This is a genomic window from Altericista sp. CCNU0014 (genome assembly GCF_044923475.1).
Classification (GTDB): domain Bacteria; phylum Cyanobacteriota; class Cyanobacteriia; order Thermosynechococcales; family Thermosynechococcaceae; genus JAAURS01.
On record NZ_CP137338.1, the window covers coordinates 5,333,209 to 5,351,339 of the forward strand.

Genomic DNA, 18,131 nt, shown 5'->3' on the forward strand with positions numbered 1-18,131 from the left:
AACCGAACAAAGTCTAGCTGGCTGAGCGAAGTCGAAGCCAGCGGTAAGTTATTTCCAGTAAATGAACTCAAGCCCTACCCTAGCAATACAGAGAGCCGAGCGAGCAGTTCGGTTTTCCAGCCTCAAACCGCCCTCCATCCCGCTCCACCAAACGTGCCAGAATGAAGAAAGGGGGTAAGAAGCAATTCTGGCGGTTCGTTGCTCGACTGTCTGATGCTGACCTTCCGTCCACACCATTGAGGAAAAATAGCAGTGCTCACAAAAGGGTTTGAAGTTGAAGTGTATACTGGCTCGCCCAATGGTGACATCGTCGGGCTGTCGGATCGCATTACGGCAGACATCGATGGATTTGTTAGAGAACCGGACAGCCGTAATGTAGAGTACGTGACCGACCCCCTCCGCGATTACGAACAGTTGCTCTGCGCTCTAGTCCAGCCCCGTCTCAAACTCCGGCAATATTTAAGCTCTCTAGGCGACTACACCATCATTCCAGGCAGCACCCTGTCCTTGGGCGACAGCAGCCGTTTTTACCGCTCCGAACCCAACAATCCCTACCATTCTTATATCGAAAAGACCTACGGGACCCAGGTCGTCACCGCCAGCATTCATATCAACGTGGGCATCCCCGACCCCCAGCTGTTACTCAAAGCTTGTCGGTTGGTGCGTCTAGAAGCCCCACTGTTTTTGGCCTTGAGTGCGGCGTCTCCCTTTTTAGACGGAAAAGTCACCGGATTTCATTCCAATCGCTGGGCCGTGTTCCCTCAAACGCCCAAGCAGGTCCCTCTGTTTGAAAGCCACGAGCACTTCATTGCCTGGACGGAAGCCCAGCTTACCGCTGGCACCATGCAAAACGTGCGTCACCTGTGGAGTTCGGTACGGCCAAATGGGTCAGCCCGTCCCTACGATCTGAATCGCTTAGAATTGCGGATCTGCGATTTAGTGACCCATCCCGTCAAATTACTGGCCATCTGCGCGCTGTTGGAGGCTCGAATCCAGCAGCTTATAGACGACCCGTCTTTAGATCCCTTTAACTCCAGCATCTTTTATCGCGACTCCGCCCAATTGGAGCGCCTGACCGCTGCTAACGAACAAGCCGTCGCCCGGAACAGCTTGGATGCCGAACTGAGTCACTGGCAAGACGGGCGATCGCTCCTAGCCCGCGATTGGATTGAAGAGTTATACACCGAGGTCTGGCCCACTGCCAAAAAGCACGGGTTTAGCTGCTTTTTAACGCCCCTTCAAACCATCCTGAGAGACGGCAACGAAGCCCAGCAATGGCTCAAGACGATCGATAAGGGCTGGTCCGTTCGCTCTGTCATGCAACAGGCCATTTTGTCGATGGAGTTAGACGAAATGGAACTTGGCAACAAGCTATGCGAGCCAATGATGGCTTAAGATCGCACTGCAATCTTAGATAAAACAATGGAATTGCCGAGGTAAAGTCTCCCCAGAGGCTCAGCCTCGGCTCTCCCGTGCGACTATGCTCAAACTCGTCCTCGTCCACCCTCAAATTCCACCCAATACGGGCAACATCGCGCGGACCTGTGCCGCAACCAACACAGAACTGCACCTCGTCGAACCGCTGGGGTTCGATCTGAGCGATCGCCAGCTCAAGCGAGCCGGATTGGATTACTGGCCCTTCGTCAAACTCTATCGCCACCCTTCCTGGGATACCTTTTATACCCACGCGAGTGCTGAAGGCGGGCGCCTCATTGGATTTAGCACCTCAGGCTCCCGCAACTACTGGCAGTTCCAGTTTCAGCCTCAAGATTGGCTGTTGTTTGGCAGCGAAACCACCGGACTGGCAGCCTCAATGCTGCAATCCTGTGACGCGACGGTTCATATTCCCATGTCTCGACTGCACGTTCGGAGCTTAAATCTTTCGGTTAGTGCGGCACTGGGCCTGTTTGAAGCGCGACGACAGCTCGACATAGAACCCTAGCGCGCGTGCTGCGATGCCTGGATCCCTTGCTTGCCGATCTGACCGATCCAGCCCGTCAAAACTGAAATTCTCATTCATAAGAAAATTATATCGTTAGCAGATTTGAGTTAATTTTTAGCTGCAGAAAAATTTTTGTATTTGCGCGGCAAATCGCCTCGATTTAGAGCGCTCCATCGGCCAGCGAAACCTGCAGCCCGCCAGACCTTAAAAGCTTTCGATCGGACTTGATTTCAAAGCAAAACTTGCAGACAACATCTTGTCGGTCGTGGCGACCGTTTGACCCCAGCAATTTCAATCTCAGTAGTTTTACGAGGATCGGATTGTTGAAGTGTTGGGGAAAGATAGGCTAAAGTCACTTAGAGCAAAATTAAGTGCTGTGGTGTGGAAAGTGCGAACTGCACAGCGTTCAGATTCCAGCAATTTTTAGGTGTGTCTGGAATCGGCGTTCGAGACAATTAGCTTGTCTAAATGTCCGAACCAAGGTATTTTTACCAAAGCGCTGTCGCAGTCGAAATGGGTCGATCTGGGTTCTACGCGAACGGTCGATCGCAGACGTTGGTTCCACCCAGGCTTAAAAGGTTGGAAAACAAACGAAAAAACACACCGAATCACTCATGATTTGTCTAGGAGGTCCTCATTGAGACGAGAAATTCCGCAGAAGGTTGATGCTCAGATCGACTTCGCAGACTGGAGCCGTTCCACATCTGCCGTTAGATTTGGTGCAACCCTTTTCCGTCGAACTCGTTCTGCTTCTGTGCTGAGCATTACATTGACGGCTACCACCCTGGGAATCTTACTTTCCCAGCAGAATGCATCGGCGCATCTGGCGCTAGGCCCTACCTTATTGGGCACGCTGAATTCTTCGCTCCAACCCGTTAACTCGGATGCCTATTTGCCCCTTCCCAGCGGTAGCGCAGGATCTGGCAGTGCTGCAAGCGATAGCGAAGTTTTGCTCTCATCGCCAGTTCAGGCAACCGTTTGGCAGGTTCAAGAAGCGTCCGTTCAGCAAGCTCCCGTGGCTTTCTCGACAACGTCTGACGTCTTGTCGGCCCTAACCAAAAATTCGCAACAACCCGGTTTTGCAAGCGGGAAAACCGATGCGATCCCCTTTACAAATGCTTCTATCGACATTTCTGCCGCCATTGTGGAGCCAGAAAGCGCTCCTTCTCAGGCAACAGCCAATCTCGAGCAAAAAATCCTTCCCAACCCTGGCGGATCCCTGCTCCAGCAACCGAGCGCAGTGGTTCACACCGTTGAAAAAGGCGAAAATCTGACTGAAATTGCGGATAAATACCGCGTTTCGCTGGATTCTATTGCCGAGACAAACCGCATTCCCAATCCCAACGTGATTGACGTGAATGAGGACTTAGTCATTCCTGCAGCGACGCTTTCTGCCGCAGCTAGCAGCGCTGTCGCCGCAGTTCTCGCGCAAGGCAACAGCAGCAGCGATCGCATTGCAAGTTCTACGGGGTCGGAGCAACTCACCGCTCGGGCACTACCGAAGCCCAGTACAGATGCTATTGCCCTGATGCCAACGCCAACCCGCAACAGCACTCCAACTATTTTGGAACCCGCACCCAATCGGATTCAAATTGCGCGTCGGTCTTTCTTTCCCCAAATTCCACCCCTAGACCTCCCATCTCTGACGTCTGCCGAGCAGTTCCTGCCCTCGATGCTCAAAAACGGAGTTCAAAAGTTTATTTGGCCTTCCAACGGCGTGTTTACCTCTGGTTACGGCTGGCGCTGGGGTCGAATGCATCGCGGGATTGACATTGCAGCGCCCGTGGGAACGCCTATTGTGGCTTCCGGATCTGGCATTGTCATCAGTGCGGGCTGGAATAGCGGCGGGTTTGGCAATCTCGTCGAGATTCGCCATCCAGACGGCACCGTCACGCGCTATGCCCACAACAGCACGATTACAACGCGGGTGGGGGCAGTCGTGAATCAAGGTGAAACGATCGCTCAAATGGGTTCGACGGGCCGGAGTACGGGACCTCACTGTCATTTCGAAATTCGCCCCGGCGGTCAAGGTTCGATCGATCCGATGTTCTTCTTGAGCCGCAGATAGTCTGAGTTTCATTTTGAAGGGTTGCCCTTTAGAGAGCGTTGTTGCTTCAGTAGCAGCAACGCTTTTTCTGTGGTGAGAGACCATAGAGTCCACAATCGCAACCTTATCGGCATTTTCCAAGGTTTTACGCGATTTTACGGATTAATTTTAGATTCAGAACAGGGCATTGCATACTTTTGCGATCGCAGGGTCGCGATCCCCAGCAGGATCGCGTGGGGTTCGGTGGTGAGGCGATGCAGCCATTCCAGGGGAGCGACGGACTGATGCCAACCTTGGAGGTAGGCCGTCAAAACGTCGGCATCGCCCCCCGTCAAAATAATTTGGGTATCCGGGTAGGCGCTCCACCACCGCTCGATTCTAAAAATCAAGCCCGCGATCGCCCCATAAACCGTGCCGCTCTGGAGGGCCGCGTCGGTCTCTCTCGCCCACAACGCCGGGAGGCGATCGGGTAGGGCGGCCAGGGGTAACCCAGCTGTTCCTTGCTGGAGAGATCGCAGTTGCAGCCCCAGTCCTGGCGAAATGGACCCACCCGCAAAAACGCCCGCAGCGTCGGCTCCAGTGAGCGTGAGGGCGGTGCCGCCATCAATGACGAGGACGGGCCATCCGTAGGTCTTCCCCGCGCTCCAGAGGGCGATCGCGCGGTCTAGCCCGAGGGTCGGGTACATTCCCGGCAAGGAAACATCCGAGCGCTCGAGCACCGTTGCTTGGGGGTAGTGCTGCCACAGTTGGGTTTGGCGAGGCACCACAGAAGCAACCCACAACTCGGGGTAAGGATGCGACTGCTGGAAGAAGGGGCAAAGGAATTGCCAATCAGACCAAGTTTGAGGTAAGGCATCGAGAAAAACCTGCGGATCTGGCGGCAGCGCGCGACCGGATTGACAAAGGCGATCGCCCAAAAACACAGCCCAGTGCAACCGCGAATTACCGACCGCTAAAGCGATCCACGACTCCGAGTCAGGGCAGAATGTTGCAGGCATGGGGTAACTCCAGTTCGGGCGCGGACTCTTGGTGCGGAGCTATCGCCCTTGAGGATCCGAAGGGTGCAGCAGTGAAGGCGTCGTTCCGGTAAGATCGGGATTCTAGGACTGCGCTCGCTTAACCTTCTTGAGACTTTACCCCGTACCATGATCCTAACGCTCTACAACACCCTAACCCGTCGGAAAGAACCCTTTGAAACCATTGAAACGGGAAAGGTTCGCATGTACTGCTGCGGGGTGACGGTCTACGACTACTGCCACCTAGGGCACGCCCGTTCCTACATCGTGTGGGATACGGTGCGCCGCTACCTGGAGTGGCGCGGATACGACGTCCGCTACGTTCAAAATTTTACCGATATCGACGACAAAATTTTGAATCGGGCGCGGTCGGAAGGCGCGACGATGGAGGCGGTCAGCGAGAAGTTTATCGCGGCCTATTTTGAAGATATGGCCCGCCTCAATATCCTAGAAGCGGACGAATATCCCCGCGCGACCCACACGCTAGACGGCATCAAACGCCTCATCCACGAACTGGAGCAACAGGGCATGGCCTATGCGGCGGAGGGGGATGTGTACTATGCCGTGCGTCAGTTTAAAAACTACGGCAGGCTCTCAGGTCGCAGGCTCGACGATATGCAAGCCGGAGCCAGCGGACGGACGGAAGAGCCTGAAGCTGCCAAGAAAAAAGATCCCTTTGATTTCGCGCTGTGGAAGGCGGCAAGGCCCGACGAACCCTCCTGGGAGTCCCCTTGGGGGGCAGGGCGTCCGGGCTGGCACATCGAGTGCTCGGCAATGGTGCGCGATCGCTTTGGCGACCAAATCGACATCCACGTGGGCGGGGCCGACTTGGTGTTTCCCCACCACGAAAATGAAATCGCTCAGTCTGAGGCCGTGACAGGCAAGTCCCTGGCTCGCTACTGGCTCCACAATGGCATGGTGAATGTAGACGGCGAAAAAATGTCGAAATCTTTGGGCAACTTCACGACGATCCGTCAGTTGCTGGACGAGCCGTTAGAGGTGTTGGGGGGCGATCGCTTCGACCCGATGGCGCTGCGCGTCTTCGTACTCCAGGCCCAGTATCGCAAGCCGATCGATTTTACGGGAGAGGCGATCGCCGCTGCCCAAAACAGCTGGCAAACCCTGAAGGAAGGGTTGCTGTTTGGAAATGAGTACGGTGATGCCTTGGACTGGGCGCTCGAAAGCGATGCTCCCGTCCTTGCCTCGGAAGCGGTGCGTCGATTCCAAGCGGCCATGGACGATGACTTTAACTCGCCGGGCGGGTTAGCCGTCCTGTTCGAGCTAGCCAAGGAGCTGCGCCGAGCGGGAAACCTCATCACCCATCAAGGTCGCGCAGATCGCGCTGCTGAAGATTTGCACCGAGACTGGCAAACGCTGGTCGAGTTGGCTCGGGTGTTGGGGCTAGAGGCTGCATCCGGCTCAGACATCCAAGGCGACGTTCAAGCCGACGCGGGAGGCGATGCGGCCATTGAGGAAATGATTCAAGCGCGGTGCGCGGCGCGGAAGGCGAAGGACTTTAAAGAAAGCGATCGCCTCCGAGACCTGCTGAACGCCCAAAATATCGTCCTCATCGACCAGCCCGACGGTACGACAAGGTGGCATCGAGCCTAAGCCCAGACGAAATAGGTTAATAAGCCGGAGCATTGCCGGGCTTCCACTTAATATTGCAGCCGATACTGGGCTTTTGGTCGGGACTGATGGGTTTACCAACGAGAGCAGCATCGATCGCAGCCCGCAAATCTGCCCCTGTGACGGGTTTGTCGTTGCCGGGGCGGCTATCGTCGAGTTGACCCCGATAAACCAAACGACGGTCGCGATCGAACAAAAAGAAATCCGGCGTACAGGCGGCCTGGTAGGATTGCGCCACGGCCTGGGTTTCGTCGTAAAGGATCGGGTAGTTCAGGTTTAGGCTATGGGCCATGGCCTTAAGATGTTCCGGGGAGTCTTGGGGGTAATTGGCAACATCGTTGGCGCTAATGGCAACAATTCCTAACCCTTGAGGGACGTAGTCATGACCCAAGCGCGCGAGTTCATCCTGGACGTGCTTTACAAAGGGGCAGTGTTCGCAGATAAACATGACCAGCAGCGCCTTGGCCCCTGCAAACTTACTCAAAGACGTTAATTCGCCTGTTACGACATCGGGTAATTCGAAGTCAGGGGCAATGCTCTCCAACGGCAGCATCGTCGATTCTGTCCGAGCCATAGCAACACCTCAAACACAGTTACTCTCCCAGCATATAGTTCCGATCGCGCAATGGCTTGCAGACTCGGGCAGCGATCGCTGGATGCGCATTTGACTGGGCGAACGCTGGGTGCGCGGCAATCGCCCTCTAGCGAATCATCTGCACCATGGCTTGCTGAAGATCGTCTGTGAGCTGCTGCACTGCCGCCCGAGCGCTGCGGCGATTTTCTTGATAGCGAGGATACCTCTGGGTAACCGATATCGGTTCTCCAACCGTCAACCGCAATCTTTTGGCCCCTAAATTGGGAACTTGACCTGCTTTTCTACCCTCCAGCCAAGTGGTAATGCGCCACAAAATAATTAACATTTCGGCAAAGCGATCGGCACTGGGTTTTTGAATGATGTAGTTACCCGTAATGACCGTCAAACGCTCTGCCAAACGCATGTGCCACAGCGCTAAACTTGCATCCTCTGCCATCCAGTCCGCCATCCCGCGCTCGATGGGACTGAGCTGGGCTACATCTTCGCGAAAGATTCGATCCCAACCCGCTTGCTCTAGGCGACGGCAGCGATCCATACAATTCCCTTGAGGCTTAACGCCCAAGCGATGCTCTGCAACTTTAAGCGCGGCTTCTAAATAAATTCGGAGACGCGCGGTGACCTCCTCGTTGCGCGCGACATCCCCTTGAGATTTAGCGACCTCGACGGGGCAGAGAGCGTCGTCGTCAAAGCGCTTGTAGAAGCCCTCCATTAACTTCAGCAAATGCTCTCCCAGGCCCAGCAGCCTTCCATACAAAGCATCAGCTCTCGGGTCATCGAGCAGCCCTGGAGGATAACTGGGTTCCGCAAGACCGCAGGATTGCTCGATCTCGCCCATCAGCGCTTCAAGTTTGGCCCAAGGCGGCTGAATGTAGCTGTACTGGATGCCAATGGGAACGACAAACGTTTCTTCAGAACGGCCCGCTTTATGAATATCTTCTGCGCACCAAAAGCCAAGCTGCGCGACCCCCGGCTCCAGCACGCCCACTCGTTCGCTATGGTCGTTGGTGCCTCCTTCTGGCGCGACCGATAGCGGAAACACGCTACTGACCAAAAGGTCGCGAGCCGACTTGAGTCCTTGGCGATCGGCTTTCCCCCGAAAGATCGGCGTGCCGCCCAGCCGCGGAAAAAGCCAGTTCACAAAGGTTCCAGCCCATAGGGAAATCCCTCGATCGTAGATAAAATGGCTGTGAATCGGTTCTTTGAGCTTAATGCCAACGCGGCGAGCGGCCTTAGGCACCATCCGCCACAGGAGATAGGCCATGGCAAAGGGATCGTCGGTGGTCGGGTGGCGAAAGGCCAACAGAATGCGGACTTTACCGTTTTGAAACTGATGGTATAGCTCTACCAGGCGCTCGATATGATTGGCTTCAATATCGACAACGTGGAGTTTGTGACGCATCCATAGGGGCAGAAGCATCCGAGTGACAGCCAAAACTCTGAAGCTTAAGGCAGGGGGCAAAAATTCTAGCGGCGGTTGGGCTTGGCGAATCGCGTTGGGCAAGCGCTGGCTCCTTATCTCCCCTAATTTGATGATAGGCATTGGTTTCATGATTGCCTATATTGACAGTAGCGTGTCCATTGACTAGGACAGTTGCTAAGTTGGACGATGGCGTTTGAAGCGTTGCGAATCAAGGGTTAATTTCAACGTGAGCAGTTCGGATTCTGAGGCCAAACAATTTGCCGCTGCGCGCCAACGCCCCCTGACAACAGTGGTTTTGGCCGCGAGCGTCGATGGCAAAATTTCGGACGTGGGGCGATCGCATCCTACGTTTGGGTCGAAACACGACTTCGACCACTTGGAGCAGCAAGTGGCTGCTGCCGATGCAGTGCTATTCGGATCTGCCACGTTGCGAGCGGGTGGTACTGCCATGCGGGTCGTCAATCCAGCACGAATCGAGCAGCGAGTGCGGGATGGCAAACCAGAACAGCCCGTTCAAATTGTCTGCACCCGAACCGGAGACCTCGATCCCGCACTGCCGTTTTTCCGGCAACCCATCCCCAGATATTTACTCACCACCCTAGAAGGGGCGGCGCGCTGGCAAGACCGGATGGGATTCGATCGCGTGCTTTCGGCTCAGACGAAAGAGGGCCAAATTGACTGGCATCGCGTTCTCAACGAGCTTTACCAAGCTGGCGTGTCGCGGATTGCCGTTTTGGGCGGTGGGGAAGTCGTCGCTGCGTTGCTAGAAGCAGATTTGCTGGACGAACTGCATTTAACGGTGTGTCCGATATTGCTCGGCGGAAAAGACGCGCCTACACCCGTTGCTGGCGCTGGATTCCTCCAAGACTGCGCTCCCCGACTAGAGTTGGTCGGCGTCAAGCAAATCGATGGCGAATTGTTCTTGCATTATCGAGTGCTCCATCGGCAGGACTAGAAGCGGCGATCGCTCCGGGCGCACTTGCGCTATTGAGGCGACAGCAGCAGGCTGCCGTCTGCTTTGACACCGTTAATGATAGAAGGGACAAATCGCCAGTGCTGCTGGTATTGACCGAGAAAGTTTTGGCCCAAAATGCCGTCTACGCCCAATAATTTTAAGATTGGCGATGAGAGAATGATGGCCTCTATATTTTTCTGCTCGTATTGTAAAAGTTTGGCCGAAGCCAGTTGGGATTTCTCCGCCGATTCCAGACCGCAAAAGCCTAAAACCTGGATAGGTTGTCGATTTCTAAGGCTTAGTTGCTGAGCCACTTCCTGTGAAATAAAGGTACTGTCGGCCCCCGTATCCAAGAGAACCGTGAAGGGTCCTCGACCGTCGAGCGTCAGCTTTGCCAAAAATACACCTAACTTTTTCTGGAGCGGAATTGCAGCAGCAGATGATGCGGTCGGCAAAACCGAGGTCGGCAAAAAGGCTAGCATTTTTGCCTTGGGGTTAAATTTCAGGTCGAACTGACGCAAAACATCCATCCCCATCGCCCCCGCCAGCCCGTCGGGGACCGCAGCTTTTTCAAAGCGCAATCCGGTGACGCCGCGAATTTCTAAGGACTGAAGAGTCAGGGGGGGCAGTTCGTGAAGGGTCGCTTTCATGGTGGAGCATTCATTGCCCGCAACCGCAGAAGCCAGGCGATCGCTGGGAACAGCCCGACCGGGAAGCTTCAACTCGTTGACGAGTCCGGCGGAGAGCAAGGTGGTCGAAGCCCCCGTATCCACCAAAAACGGCCTGGATAGCTTGCCCACCGTTACAGCAGCCGTATAAACCTGAGTTTTTTCCAGCATTTTGATGGGAACTGTTGCAGTTCCTTTGACGCGCGGCGCAGGAACCTCTAAACCCTGAAGCTGTACGATCGCGCGGGTGGTGGTGACGGGCTGAGGCACTGCTCGGGACGGCGCAATACTGCCTCCAATAGTCCAAACCAACAGCGCGTACAGCCATCCTGTCCCAGGCAGCAATGACATTGCGCGACGTTTCAATCGTTTCATAGCGGCATAGATCCCTTATTGCTATGCAAAAGAGTCATTTGAATTGGGAAGGCCCACAATGCGCTCGTAGGCTGCAGCGATGACACAAGCTGTAAGCGGAGAAGTGAACAGCAAGCCAAGACCGCAGAATAACAAGCCGACCACATTAATTAACGACAGTAGAATACCTAATAGAATCCATAGGGGCCATTGTTTTGCTATCACCTTTCGACTGGCTTCCATTGCAGGCCAAAATGTCATTTTTCTAGCGACAATAAAAGGCACAGTCAGAGAGTAAAAAAGCGTAATTATCGCCCCCGCAATAGCACCAATAAAACTCAACGAGAGCGAAGCAATGAGCAGACCAGCAGGAGCTTCAGAAGTTTGCGAGGCCAATGCCGAAAAGCGGTAAACGTAGCTTAAAACTTGGCCTGGAACACCGCAGATTGTAGTAAACAGACCAATGACTAGCGCCGACAAAAAGATGGGAAGAAAATAGTTATTTTTAAATCCGTTAAAGAAATCGCCAAACTCAACAGGTTGCCGCTTAATCACTTTAAACGCAACGATGATATGCCCAGCAGCCAAAGGACTTAGTACAAGAGGAGACATTAAAATCAAAATCAATATTCCGATAGGGATGCCAATTATAGTAATAAAAAAAACAATAGCCACAATAACTACGCCAACCGCAATCAAGCTAATAACCAGGGTAAAAAGTAAAAATCCTACCAAATTTCCTTGAAGAATCTCCCATCCCCTACCAATAACCCCTCCAATTTCCAGGGAATATTCGCGCTGGAGAATGCTATTAATATCAGACTGATTTTTATCGTTCATAAGTCAAGTAACTATTTTTTGATATTGTCAAGGAATAAATAATTGAAAGTAATCCAATCCTTCAAACTCTGAGTTGCTGCATTCGCGACTCAAGCTATCAATGGTGTGCCCTAAGAAAATGGCAGAAACCCAATTTAACACGATGCTACGAGCCTTTAGAAATCGAGCAGAAGATCGATTGAGCGAAGATACAGGCTAGTTCGAGGGCATCCAGCTTCTGGAAACATCACAGACCCGCGATTGCGGCATAATTTACAAACATCCCTATGTTTCTTTTCTCGTAAGGGATGTCAAGACTTCAAGCTCAACAACAAAGGGTTAATGGCGACCGTGTAGCGCGATCTCACAGTAGCGATCGATGTTTAATGTAAAGATTTTATGCGGACAATCCAGCGGACGATATCTACTGAATTTTTGTAAAGAAGTGAATCGATCTGACTGAGCGAAGCCTTTCGTTTTATCGCTAGGATTTTGGTGAATGGAGCGCACCCTTAGCAACAATCTAGGTTTCTTCAGCCATCCTAGGAAAACTTCTCGGATCCTCTCCCTTCCCAGCCGATTCAGATAGCTATCACCTAGCGTTACAAGCCAAAGAAAAACCCTTGGGCGTCTGTCCGTGTTTCGACTCCAAGGGGCTTTTCTATTTAACTAAGACTTTCCTCACACCCCTTGATAGTAGCAGATTCATCCCAAAATGCAACTCGTCCTTTAGGAAAATTTTACAAATGTCCGAGCCTCAGAGAATGAGATCGGCCAAGCCCAGGTACTGAATGCCTTCAGGCGTAACGTTAAAGCGGCAGGGGAAAACCTCTAACCCTTTGTCCACCGCTTCTCGCAGCAGCTTGCCGTAGAGGGGGTCGGCGCTGTCTCCGGGCGAAAAAGCCGTGCAGTCCCCCCGATTGATGAAATACAGCATGCAGACCCTGGCCCCCGGTAGCATCGCCTTGAGTTCCCGCAGGTGTTTTTGCCCGCGAGTCGTCACGGTATCGGGGAAAAGGGCGCACTGACCCCTCAGCCAAGTCGTACTTTTAACCTCTATATAGGTAGGCTCGATCGATTCCCCGGTCAACAAAAAATCGATACGGCTTTTCTCTTGGCCGTACGTCACTTCCCCCCGCAGGATGTCGTAGACTTGCAGCGAAGGCAGCAGCCGATGGTGGAGCAGCAATTTTGTAACCTGATTGGGCATAGCGGTGTTAACGCCCACCCAAGTTGGAGCATTGTCATAGACTTCTATGAGTTCCCAGGTATAAGCCAACTTGCGTTTGGGATTATTGCTGAGAGAGACCTGCACGGGGCTGCCCGCAGTCGAGATGCTCGTCATGGGTCCCGTATTGGGACAGTGAGCGGTAATCAGTTCGCCGCTGTCTAGCTCGATGTCAGCAAAAAAGCGTTTGTAGCGCTTTACGAGGATGCCCCGCAGCAAAGGCGGATAGCGAAATAGAAATTCGATCATGAGTGCAGTTTATCAGCCTGCCTTCTTTGCCAAACGCCAGCGAATGAATAGTTTTTCAAGTTCGACCCAAACGAAAACCAGGGCGCTCGCGCCGATACAAACGCCGAGTTCTGTCATCGATAAATAGTGGGTACCAAAGAAACTGCGCAAGGGCTGCACGTAAATCAGCAATAGCTGCAACAGAGACGTAAGCACCACGGAAGCGAGCAAGTAAGGGTTCGAAAACGGATTGAGTTGAATCGTCAGCTTAGAACTAGAGCGGATGGCGATCGCGTGTCCCATCTGCGCCAAGCACAGGGTCGTAAACACCATGGTTTTCCAACGATCGGGGCTGAGTCCGTCGGCGGTATTGTTGTTGGTAAAATCATAGGCCCAAGCCATTAAAGCAATACTGATAATCGCCAGCACTATCCCAATCCGAATCATGTACAGCCCCAGCCCTCTCGCAAAAATGCTCTCACTGGGGTCTTTGGGAGGTTGCTGCATCACCACAGCACGCCCCGGTTCGACGGCTAATGCCAACGCAGGTAAACCATCGGTGACGAGGTTCATCCACAAAATTTGAAGGGGCGAGAGGGGAACGCCGCCCAACCCTAGGATCGGTGCTGCGGCAATAGTAATCACCTCGCCGATGTTGCTGCCCAAAATATAGCGGATGAAGCGACGGATGTTGGTGTAGACCACGCGCCCTTCTTCGACCGCCGCCACAATGGTAGAAAAATTATCGTCCAGCAGCACCATGTCCGACGCTTCCTTGCTGACGTCGGTACCCGTGATACCCATTGCCACCCCAATATCAGCCTGCTTGAGGGCTGGAGCATCGTTAACCCCATCTCCCGTCATGGCAACCACTTGGCCCTTGCGCTGGAGCGCCTGCACGATCCGCAGTTTGTGCTCTGGAGAGACGCGGGCATACACCCCTACCCGCCCGACAGCGTTCTCTAACTCGGCTTGGCTCATGTGCTGAAGCTGCTGCCCTGTAACGCATTCGTCGCCCACATCCGCAATGCCGAGGTCTTGGGCGATCGCCTGGGCGGTCAGCTGGTGGTCTCCCGTAATCATCACCGGACGAATTCCCGCGTCGCGGCATTTGGCGACCGCCACGCGTACTTCGGGACGGGGCGCGTCTAACATCCCGACCAATCCCAGCCAAGTGAGCGATCGCTCCGCTTCATCTCGAGCCTTATCGTCGGGGATTTCGCTCAGGTCTTTTTGGGCAAAGCCCAGCACCCGCAGCCCCTGACTGGCCAGATGGTTGTTGTCGGCCAAAATTTGCTGGCGCAGTTCGGGCGTGAGGGGCACTGACTGAGTTCCAGTCTGGATGTGGGTACAGCGCTCTAAGGTCAGTTCTGGAGAGCCTTTGCTATACATTTTGAAAGGATAGGCTGAGGCAACGCCCTCTTGGGCCTCCTGCACGATCGCGCTCATGCGCTTGCGCTCTGAAGAAAACGGAATTTCTGCCACGCGAGGGAATCGATAGTCCAGATCGTCTTTGCGGAGGTCTGCTTTAGCAGCCACGGTCAGCAGCGCGCCTTCCGTAGGGTCACCTAAAATAACCCAGTCGCCATTTTCTTTTTGGAGCACCGCATCGTTACAGAGCACGCAAGCGGTGAGAAGCGATCGCAGTTCCTCCGATGGCTGCATCGATTCTGTCGTCGCATTGGGTTCAAAAAAGCGTCCCTCCGGGCTATAGCCGTCACCATCCACGCGCAGGGTATGGGTTGCAGTCCGCACCGCCTGCACCACCATTTTATTTTGAGTCAGAGTTCCGGTTTTATCCGAGCAGATGGTGGTCACGGAACCTAACGTTTCCACGGCAGGTAACTTGCGAATCAGAGCGTTGCGTTTGACCATGCGCTGAGTACCCAGGGCTAGCGTCACCGTGATCACGGCGGGCAACCCTTCCGGCACGACGGCAACAGCCATACTGAGCGACACTTCTACCAGTTGACCGAACAGTTTGACGTCATAAATGCTGCCCCCAATAATGACCAAGGCCACCAGAATCAGGGAGCCCGTCACCAACGTATTGCCCAACTGGGTCATGCGCTTTTGCAACGGAGTCGGTTCGGACTCGACGGACTGGAGGGCAGAAGCAATTTTGCCAAGCTCCGTTTGCATCCCGATCCCGGTCACAAGCACCGTGGCGCGTCCCTGAACCACCTCAGTTCCAGAAAAAACTAAGTTAAGGCGATCGCCTAAGGGCACATCTTCCGGCAGCAGAACATCCGCCTGCTTTTCCGCCGCTTGCGCTTCTCCCGTCAGTGCTGCTTCGCGAACTTGAAGATTGGCTTCTTCTAAGATGCGACCATCGGCAGGCACCTTTACCCCAGCCTCAAGCTGAATCACATCCCCCGGCACTAAGTCCTTAGAGTCCACCTCGCTGAGCGTCCCGTTCCGCAACAGTCGCACCTTCGAGGTGGCCATGGTCTTAAGGGCCGCCAACGCCTTCTCTGCCCCGCTCTCCTGGACGTAACCCAAAATGCCGTTGAGCAGAACCACTGCGAAAATTGCTACGGCATCTTTGGGAAAAACAAATTGCCCGTCTGTCATGCCTTGGTGGATATCTAAGCTAGCCGAAATAATGGCGACCGCAATCAGCATCACCAACATGATGTTCTTGAACTGATCTACGAAAATCGTGAAGGCGGACCGCCCGCCCGCCTCGACCAGTTCGTTCGTGCCATATTGCTCCACCCGCGCTTCAATTTGGCTGGTGGCGAGTCCGTTGGCGCGATCGCTCTCTAACAGTACTAGGGCCTTCTCCGCATCAATGGTATGCCAAGCTGTCGCTTCTTCTGGGATGGATTGGGATAAGGTGCTGGGTGCCATGACCAAAATTTCCGGGGGAACGTGTACTGAATAATAGTATTTACTACTATCATAAAAACTATTAATTAGTATCTATTACTTGTGGCAGACATGGAAAGGGGGATGGGTCGATCGAGTCCGTTAGATTTTCAATCTCAGGCTTTGCTTTGGAACGCATCTCTCTCCCAACCCTATGCCATCCTTGTTTGAGTCAACCCATCCCATAGGTCGTCAATTCGAGCTAGACGCGATCTGCCAAACCTTCGCGGCGGACGGAGACCTCATGCTGACGGGCGTGACCGGCAGCGGGCGGCGCACGCTCATTCGCCACGCAGCTCGGCACATTGGCGCAAGAGTCCTGGAGCTAGATTGCCTTCGAGCAACCACCTCGGATCGGTTTTTGAAGCTTTTAGCAGAGGGCTTACTCGACCTGTTTTCTGAGCCTCAAGAGCTGCAATGGATAGAGCAGTGGAGTCAGAGGAGCCGTCATGTCTCGTTCCAGCGAGCCGTCCATCGCGGCGTTTTGACCTGGGCTGCTACAGGACAAGCGGCTTGGACCGTTTTTAAGGAGTTGTTGACCCTACCCCAGGTCTTAGCAGAGCAGTTAGACTGCCGCATCGTTTTTCTGTTTGAGAACTTCCCCCACATTCGCGCTTGGGATCGGTCCAATCAATGGGAAGCCTATCTCCGCGAAGAAATTCAGCGTCAAAGCCGAGTGAGCTACGCGGTCGTCGCAACGATTCCAGAAGCCTGGGCGCAAAACAGCAGCCTTAAGGTCATGACCTTGCCGCCGCTTCCCCAGCAAACCCTTGAAGACTGGGCGATCGGCGTTATGGCATCTCAAGGGTTAAAGTTTGGCGCAGACGCTTTAGCGCTGTTTTTAAGCTACGTCCAAGGCCACGTAGGGGACGCCAGCAATCTGATCCGGCGCATTTGGGTAGATTACCAAGCAGCGGCCTACACGCAGGTTGAAACGCAGCGATTGCATTCTCAGGAGGCTCCAAGCTTCAATCCAGCGCGCTCGGTCGTCGAACTGGATCGAGTGCACCACAGCACCCAAGCCCTAATTGACGATTTAACGACAACTTTTGAATCGTTACTGCTGCTGTTACCCCCGATTCAAGCGCGGGTCTTAGAAAGTTTGGCGATCGATCCAACCGACAGTCCCCACGCCCGCGAGTACGTCCAAAAGCATCAGCTTTCGAAGGGGGGCGGGCTTCAGGGCGCTTTAGCAAGTTTGGAACAAAAAGGATTAATTTACGGGCCGAAGGAAGGCTATGCGATCGCCTTACCTCTCTTCCGTCTTTGGCTGAAAAATCGGTTGAGCTAAACCGGAATGACCCGATTCTGCAAGAGCGCAGCCAGGACTTTTATCCCATTAAATAATGATAAAAAAAGGAGGAATTTCAATCGTTCCTCCTTCGTGTCCTGCGTACTTGCGATGCCTTTAAACCTTAAGGATCGTGATGAGAAGCGGCAAAGACCGCATTGTAAACAAAGCCTGCAATCACTGCCCCTACGATAGGTGCGAGCCAAAACAGCCATAGCTGAGCGATGAGTTCGGAACCGGCAAAAAGCGCAACCCCCGTACTCCGAGCGGGGTTGACGGACGTATTGGTGACAGGGATGCTAATTAAGTGAATCAGCGTCAGACCCAAACCGATGGCGATCGGTGCAAACCCTTGAGGTGCGCGAGCGTCTGTTGCACCCAAGATAATAATTAGGAAAAAGAACGTTAACACCACTTCGGTAATCAAGGCAGCAAATAAGTTGTAGCCACCTGGCGAGTGAGCGCCAAATCCATTGGTTGCAAGCGGGTTAGAACCCGTTAATTCAAATCCAGCTTTACCGCTAGCGATCAGATAAATAACACCGCCGCCGACAACTGCCCCAACAACCTGCGCAATAATGTAGGGGAGCAAATCCTTAGCTGGGAACCGTTTTCCAGCCCACAAACCAAAAGAAACCGCCGGATTAAAGTGACCGCCTGAAATATGACCCACTGCGTAGGCCATGGTCAAAACCGTCAGACCAAAAGCAAGAGAGACGCCCACAAAGGCAATCCCCAAGAGCAAAGGTGTTTTTTTGTCGCCGAGTTCGGCGGTGAACGCAGCAGCTAATACAGCACTTCCGCACCCTCCCAGCACCAGCCAGAATGTACCTAGAAATTCTGCAACTAATTTACTAATCAGAGGCATATTTGTCTTCACTCCCATGTACTTCACTAGATATGGATCGCGATCGAACGATCGCGATTTCAGACACCCCCCTTCAATTAAGATGCTGCTATCCTCGATACAGCTAATGGATTAGCTTAGGAGCTTTAGCTTATTAGCGCAATTTTATTTTCTCAATCAATATATTCATTCATAAAAACTTTACAAAACAGTTACGTTAT

The 18,131-nt window shown here is 53.5% G+C and carries 14 protein-coding genes; 6 read left to right on the plus strand and 8 right to left on the minus strand.

Translation table 11 applies throughout. The features are described 5' to 3' along the window. Positions 1 to 252: 252 nt before the first annotated feature. The 3 genes from gshA (at position 253) to R6H26_RS25480 (ending at position 4,010) form a co-directional block, all read left to right on the plus strand. A complete protein-coding gene (gene gshA, locus R6H26_RS25470) occupies positions 253 to 1,395 on the plus strand; it encodes a glutamate--cysteine ligase (protein ID WP_404786582.1) in 1,143 nt (380 codons plus the stop codon). A gap of 85 nt (positions 1,396 to 1,480) precedes the next feature. Further along, a complete protein-coding gene (locus R6H26_RS25475; protein WP_404786584.1) occupies positions 1,481 to 1,942 on the plus strand; it encodes a tRNA (cytidine(34)-2'-O)-methyltransferase in 462 nt (153 codons plus the stop codon). Positions 1,943 to 2,579: 637 nt separating this feature from the next. Then, positions 2,580 to 4,010: a peptidoglycan DD-metalloendopeptidase family protein gene (locus R6H26_RS25480; protein WP_404786586.1), complete on the plus strand. Its 1,431-nt coding sequence runs from the start codon at positions 2,580 to 2,582 to the stop codon at positions 4,008 to 4,010. A 134-nt stretch (positions 4,011 to 4,144) separates the two neighbouring features. Here R6H26_RS25480 and R6H26_RS25485 read toward each other — a convergent pair whose 3' ends face one another. Then, positions 4,145 to 4,987, minus strand: coding sequence for a pantothenate kinase (locus tag R6H26_RS25485; RefSeq protein WP_404786587.1), 843 nt, complete (start codon positions 4,985 to 4,987; stop codon positions 4,145 to 4,147). Positions 4,988 to 5,134: 147 nt separating this feature from the next. On the opposite strand from R6H26_RS25485, the gene cysS reads away from it, so the two are divergent. Beyond that, positions 5,135 to 6,616, plus strand: a complete 1,482-nt coding sequence (gene cysS / locus R6H26_RS25490) for a cysteine--tRNA ligase (RefSeq protein WP_404786589.1) — start codon at positions 5,135 to 5,137, stop codon at positions 6,614 to 6,616. Between the two features lie 16 nt (positions 6,617 to 6,632). Here the strand turns inward: cysS and R6H26_RS25495 are convergent, their stop codons facing one another. Next, positions 6,633 to 7,208, minus strand: coding sequence for a thioredoxin family protein (locus R6H26_RS25495; RefSeq protein ID WP_404786591.1), 576 nt, complete (start codon positions 7,206 to 7,208; stop codon positions 6,633 to 6,635). 127 nt (positions 7,209 to 7,335) lie between these two features. Further along, a complete protein-coding gene (locus R6H26_RS25500) occupies positions 7,336 to 8,778 on the minus strand; it encodes a 1-acyl-sn-glycerol-3-phosphate acyltransferase (RefSeq protein WP_404786593.1) in 1,443 nt (480 codons plus the stop codon). 97 nt (positions 8,779 to 8,875) lie between these two features. On the opposite strand from R6H26_RS25500, the gene R6H26_RS25505 reads away from it, so the two are divergent. After that, positions 8,876 to 9,604, plus strand: coding sequence for a RibD family protein (locus tag R6H26_RS25505; protein ID WP_404786595.1), 729 nt, complete (start codon positions 8,876 to 8,878; stop codon positions 9,602 to 9,604). 29 nt (positions 9,605 to 9,633) lie between these two features. On the opposite strand, the gene R6H26_RS25510 is transcribed toward R6H26_RS25505, so the two are convergent. The 4 genes from R6H26_RS25510 to R6H26_RS25525 form a co-directional block, all read right to left on the minus strand. Next, positions 9,634 to 10,647 (minus strand): retroviral-like aspartic protease family protein, encoded by a 1,014-nt coding sequence (locus tag R6H26_RS25510; protein ID WP_404786597.1) that lies wholly within the window; start codon positions 10,645 to 10,647, stop codon positions 9,634 to 9,636. Positions 10,648 to 10,668: 21 nt separating this feature from the next. Further along, entirely contained in the window at positions 10,669 to 11,466 is a 798-nt protein-coding gene (locus R6H26_RS25515; protein WP_404786598.1) for a hypothetical protein, read from the minus strand. 736 nt (positions 11,467 to 12,202) lie between these two features. Then, positions 12,203 to 12,922 carry a DNA/RNA nuclease SfsA gene (gene sfsA / locus R6H26_RS25520; protein WP_404786599.1) on the minus strand — a complete coding sequence of 240 codons (720 nt, stop codon included), beginning with the start codon at positions 12,920 to 12,922 and terminating at the stop codon, positions 12,203 to 12,205. 12 nt (positions 12,923 to 12,934) lie between these two features. Then, positions 12,935 to 15,754, minus strand: coding sequence for a cation-translocating P-type ATPase (locus R6H26_RS25525; protein ID WP_404786601.1), 2,820 nt, complete (start codon positions 15,752 to 15,754; stop codon positions 12,935 to 12,937). Between the two features lie 172 nt (positions 15,755 to 15,926). On the opposite strand from R6H26_RS25525, the gene R6H26_RS25530 reads away from it, so the two are divergent. Beyond that, the gene (locus R6H26_RS25530; RefSeq protein ID WP_404786603.1) at positions 15,927 to 17,063 is read left to right on the plus strand and encodes an ATP-binding protein; all 1,137 of its coding nucleotides are present in this window, start codon (positions 15,927 to 15,929) and stop codon (positions 17,061 to 17,063) included. Positions 17,064 to 17,187: 124 nt separating this feature from the next. Here the strand turns inward: R6H26_RS25530 and aqpZ are convergent, their stop codons facing one another. Next, complete coding sequence (aqpZ, locus tag R6H26_RS25535) at positions 17,188 to 17,922, minus strand: aquaporin Z (protein ID WP_404791450.1); 735 nt, start codon at positions 17,920 to 17,922, stop codon at positions 17,188 to 17,190. Between the last annotated feature and the right edge of the window lie 209 nt (positions 17,923 to 18,131).

Excerpts from the sequence above, each read along its gene's own strand:
- R6H26_RS25495 (WP_404786591.1), bottom strand. The coding sequence starts at position 7,208 with ATGGCTCGGACAGAATCGACGATGCTGCCGTTGGAGAGCATTGCCCCT.
- cysS (WP_404786589.1), top strand. The coding sequence starts at position 5,135 with ATGATCCTAACGCTCTACAACACCCTAACCCGTCGGAAAGAACCCTTT.
- R6H26_RS25475 (WP_404786584.1), top strand. The coding sequence starts at position 1,481 with ATGCTCAAACTCGTCCTCGTCCACCCTCAAATTCCACCCAATACGGGC.
- R6H26_RS25515 (WP_404786598.1), bottom strand. The coding sequence starts at position 11,466 with ATGAACGATAAAAATCAGTCTGATATTAATAGCATTCTCCAGCGCGAA.
- R6H26_RS25510 (WP_404786597.1), bottom strand. The coding sequence starts at position 10,647 with ATGAAACGATTGAAACGTCGCGCAATGTCATTGCTGCCTGGGACAGGA.
- R6H26_RS25525 (WP_404786601.1), bottom strand. The coding sequence starts at position 15,754 with ATGGCACCCAGCACCTTATCCCAATCCATCCCAGAAGAAGCGACAGCT.
- R6H26_RS25500 (WP_404786593.1), bottom strand. The coding sequence starts at position 8,778 with ATGAAACCAATGCCTATCATCAAATTAGGGGAGATAAGGAGCCAGCGC.
- sfsA (WP_404786599.1), bottom strand. The coding sequence starts at position 12,922 with ATGATCGAATTTCTATTTCGCTATCCGCCTTTGCTGCGGGGCATCCTC.
- R6H26_RS25530 (WP_404786603.1), top strand. The coding sequence starts at position 15,927 with ATGCCATCCTTGTTTGAGTCAACCCATCCCATAGGTCGTCAATTCGAG.
- R6H26_RS25485 (WP_404786587.1), bottom strand. The coding sequence starts at position 4,987 with ATGCCTGCAACATTCTGCCCTGACTCGGAGTCGTGGATCGCTTTAGCG.